This is a genomic window from Paenibacillus ihuae (assembly GCF_001368795.1).
Classification (GTDB): domain Bacteria; phylum Bacillota; class Bacilli; order Paenibacillales; family Paenibacillaceae; genus Paenibacillus_AQ; species Paenibacillus_AQ ihuae.
Genome location: NZ_LN831198.1, coordinates 849,218 through 853,011, shown reverse-complemented (window position 1 = coordinate 853,011; position 3,794 = coordinate 849,218). Strand labels below are relative to the sequence as shown.

Genomic DNA, 3,794 nt, shown 5'->3' with positions numbered 1-3,794 from the left:
GCGGCAAAAGTCGCTAGCTTCGTGCCTTTGTTCGAACGGTAACTCTCGATAGCTTTGATCAGCCCGATGGTGCCGATGGATATGAGATCCTCCATGTCCTCGCCTGTGTTGTCGAATTTTTTGAGGTTATGGACACGAGGCGATGTCAAAAGGATAATGATTTTTGTTCATACCTGCGTACTAACGATTCTGAATAAAGTTGATACTTTTCCAAAACAGGTTTGAGCCTTCAAAATTATTATCGTTTTAGGGAATCAGCTCAAGCGGGGCAACGCGCCCGTATGAGACTTTGGCAAGACTGCTTTTGGCTGCCCACCGGACGCTATTGCTGATCACTTGAAGAATCTCAGGCTGATGGTAGACCGGAAAAGTCTCATGCCCTGGTCTAAAGTAAAAGATGTTGCCCTGTCCGCGCTTGTAGCAGCAGCCGCTGCGGAACACTTCTCCGCCTTCGAACCAGGAAATAAAGATAAGCTCATCGGGTGCCGGAATCTCAAAACGTTCGCCATACATTTCTTCCTTTGGAATCTCAATATACTCTCCAAGTCCCTTGGCGATTGGATGGCCCGGTTCAATTACCCAGATCCGCTCCTTCTCGCCGTCATCACGCCACTTTAAGGCGCCTGTATTGGTACCCATTAATGCATGAAATATTTTGGAATTATGTCCAGAGTGAAGCACGATTAATCCCATGCCGTTCAGCACCTTTTGCCGCACCTTAACCACAATTTCATCACTTACTTCTTCATGAGCCAAATGTCCCCACCATAGCAGTACGTCCGTTTGCTCCAGCACTTCACTGGTCAATCCATGCTCCGGTTCATCCAGAACCGCCGTTCGTGCCTCCATATCTTCTTGTGTATTCAGATAATTGGCCAGTACCGTATGAATCCCTTCCGGATATACAGCTCTAACTTCTTCATTGTGTCTTTCATGACGATATTCGTTCCAGACTGTGATTTTGATTGTATACATGATATTTCCCCCTTGTTATATGAAAATCCACCGTTGTTCCTTTAATGAGACTAGGATTGAATCAATCGCATGCTGGTTTACATAGCCGTCATCCATAGTGGCATCGTATCCGTCACCGTGTCCGTTTACCAGATTAATGAAAGCTGTCATTTGATCCACCTGAAATTCTGCAGGTATCTCTACTTTCCGGAATACCTCATCGCCATCTTCAGCAAATTTAACGTGCAGAACATCCTCTTCCTCCAGGTTATACAGCACCGCTCCCCGATCCCCGAAGATTTCCAGCTGCTGAAAGTTTCCCCGGCCGAATGCAAATCTGGAGATAGCCATCGTAGACGAAATACCCCCGTCAAGCCTGGCAAGCACATGACAGAAATCATCGACATCTACCTTTCCTTTCCCATCGCCGTCAAGCAAAGGCCGATCCTTGATAATCGTTCCGGCATCTGCCATTACCCGTTCCACATTACCTACAAGAAAACGCTGAAGATCGAGCAAATGGGAACCCAGGTCTCCAAGCGCGCCCGAGCCGGACAGCTCCCTGCGGAATCTCCAGACCAGTGGAACCTGCTCATTGAGCCCCCAGCCCTGCAAATACTGGCCGTAAACATGTTTAATTGCACCTAATTTCCCTTGATCGATCAGCCATTTTGCATACCTTACCGCCGGCTTATACCGGTAACTGAAACAGATCATATGTGGTAAGTCCGTCTCAGTCAGCAGATCACGCAGTGCGGCAGCTTCCCGTGCATCAAGCGTCACCGGCTTCTCCAGAGCAAACGGCTTTTGCTGCTTGATGGCCTCACAGGCAATTTCATAATGGTTATAGTTGGGCGTACCGATACTTACAGCCTCAAGCTCAGGGTCTGCCAGCATTTCTGTATAATCCAAGTACCTTCTTGATTCGGGGATCTTATACTGCTCTCCCCGGCTTGCCAGCACTTCTTCCTTACAATCACAAATCGACCACAAGACCGCTTCTTCATTTGCCAGAAGTCCGGAAATATGCATGTCTGATATGCCGCCAAGACCAATTACACCGACTTTCAGTTTTGCCAACCGCACCACCCTACCTCTTATCAATATCGTTTGTAACACATTTAAAGTATAGTTTGTGCTAGAATAAACGAACATGGCTGAAAGATACCCTTTTTGTACAAAAACTACCTTCCATTTGCCTTAAGGGGGCGTAAATGTGTTTGCTATAAATACCGAAATGCTGCCGAGAATCAAACTGATGGGATTCGTTTCCTACAAGCAGCCCTGGATTCATTTTAAAAGAACAACAAACGAGTATGTCCTCTATTTCATCAAAAGCGGAGAACTTCATCTTACAGAGAATGGTACTCACTATATTCTAAAAAAGGGAGATATCCTTTTACTGGAGCCAAATATAGAGCATGAGGGAACAGAAAAACATGTCTGCGATTACTACTTCATTCACTTTGAACATCCGGATATGAGCTCCGCTCAGGGAGGGGATTTGCTGACGATGGCCAGGCGCTTCATTCTGGAGGAGGAAACACAGCAAACCGAAGGGGAACATTTTATTTGCCACTTTCCCAAACATTACATTTTGTCCAAAAACGTTCTGTCTCTCTCTTTTCAGGCTATGAATGAAATGCTAATGTTATATAGAAGAAAATATTTCAACCGCGGACTAACTGCCCTGAAATTTACCGAATGGCTTATCGAGGTGTCAAGAGAGCATTTCATTGCAGCACTTCAAAATCATGAGGGCAGCAATACCAAGCCCCTGATTAAAGTCCATGCCCTTCTGGACTATATTCACGAGCATTATACAGACAAAATTACCGGGCAGGGGATCGCGCAGGAATTTGACTGCAATTACGACTATCTGAACCGCGTCTTCACTAGGCTGACAGGTCAGAGCATCATGCGCTATGTCAACCGCGTAAGGATCAATCATGCGAAAGAGCTGATTGAAGCTACGCATCTGCCTTTGGGTGAAATCGGCTATTTGACTGGTTTGGACGACCCTTTCTATTTCAGCAAAGTGTTTAAGAAGATTGTTGGGGTTACACCTTCTCAGTATTACAAAGAGATACGGGGACAGGTAAAAGAACCCCATTAAAGAACAAAACCGGGACAGCATCAGGTCTACCCGATGTTGCCCCGGCTGGGGTTAAAGCCTACAAAAGTTTAACGGCGAATGCCTCGTACGGCCGCAATTGCAATTGTTCGAATTCGGTGTCTTCTCTGGAATAGCTCCCGATGATAATTTCCCCGGCTTGACCGAAACCGGGCAGCTCCAGCGTCACAGCCTCACTGCTGAAATTGGCGGTTACCAGCCAAGTCTGACCTTCGTAACGACGGTAATACATGAACACTTGATCCGGCACACCCGTCACCAGTTCAAAATCACCCCATACAACGATCGGATTGTTCTTTCGCAGTTCAATTAACTTCCGATAGCAGTGGAACACTGAATCCGGATCCTCCAGGTTCGCCTTCATGTTAATTTCTGTATAATTCGGATTTACAGGCAGCCATGGCTCTCCGGTTGTGAATCCCCCGTTAGGAGTAGCATCCCATTGAATCGGTGTCCGGGCATTATCTCTTCCCTTGGCATTAATGGAATGAATAATCTCTTCCTTGGCATATCCGCCTGTAAGCCGTTCATGATACATATTGATGCTCTCTATATCCTTCACTTCGCTGATCTCTTGAACCGGATAATTAGTCATTCCAAGCTCTTCACCTTGATAAATATAAGGTGTGCCCTTCATTAAGTGCAACAGAATGGCGAACATCTTCGCGCTCTGCACACGGTACTGCCTGTCATCCCCCCACCGGGA

5 protein-coding genes are annotated in these 3,794 nt (G+C 46.5%); 1 reads left to right on the top strand and 4 read right to left on the bottom strand.

The features are described from left to right. From AQR02_RS35435 to AQR02_RS03820, 3 genes are all read right to left on the bottom strand, one after another. The coding region (locus AQR02_RS35435; protein ID WP_425339994.1) for a sigma factor at positions 1 to 149 on the bottom strand (149 nt) is incomplete at its 3' end. 97 nt (positions 150 to 246) lie between these two features. Next, positions 247 to 975: a ThuA domain-containing protein gene (locus AQR02_RS03825; protein ID WP_054939463.1), complete on the bottom strand. Its 729-nt coding sequence runs from the start codon at positions 973 to 975 to the stop codon at positions 247 to 249. Between the two features lie 15 nt (positions 976 to 990). Next, positions 991 to 2,040 carry a Gfo/Idh/MocA family protein gene (locus tag AQR02_RS03820; protein WP_245237087.1) on the bottom strand — a complete coding sequence of 350 codons (1,050 nt, stop codon included), beginning with the start codon at positions 2,038 to 2,040 and terminating at the stop codon, positions 991 to 993. A gap of 130 nt (positions 2,041 to 2,170) precedes the next feature. On the opposite strand from AQR02_RS03820, the gene AQR02_RS03815 reads away from it, so the two are divergent. After that, positions 2,171 to 3,070: an AraC family transcriptional regulator gene (locus AQR02_RS03815; RefSeq protein ID WP_054939462.1), complete on the top strand. Its 900-nt coding sequence runs from the start codon at positions 2,171 to 2,173 to the stop codon at positions 3,068 to 3,070. Between the two features lie 58 nt (positions 3,071 to 3,128). Here AQR02_RS03815 and AQR02_RS33505 read toward each other — a convergent pair. After that, the coding region (locus AQR02_RS33505; RefSeq protein ID WP_245237086.1) for an alpha-amylase family glycosyl hydrolase at positions 3,129 to 3,794 on the bottom strand (666 nt) is incomplete at its 5' end.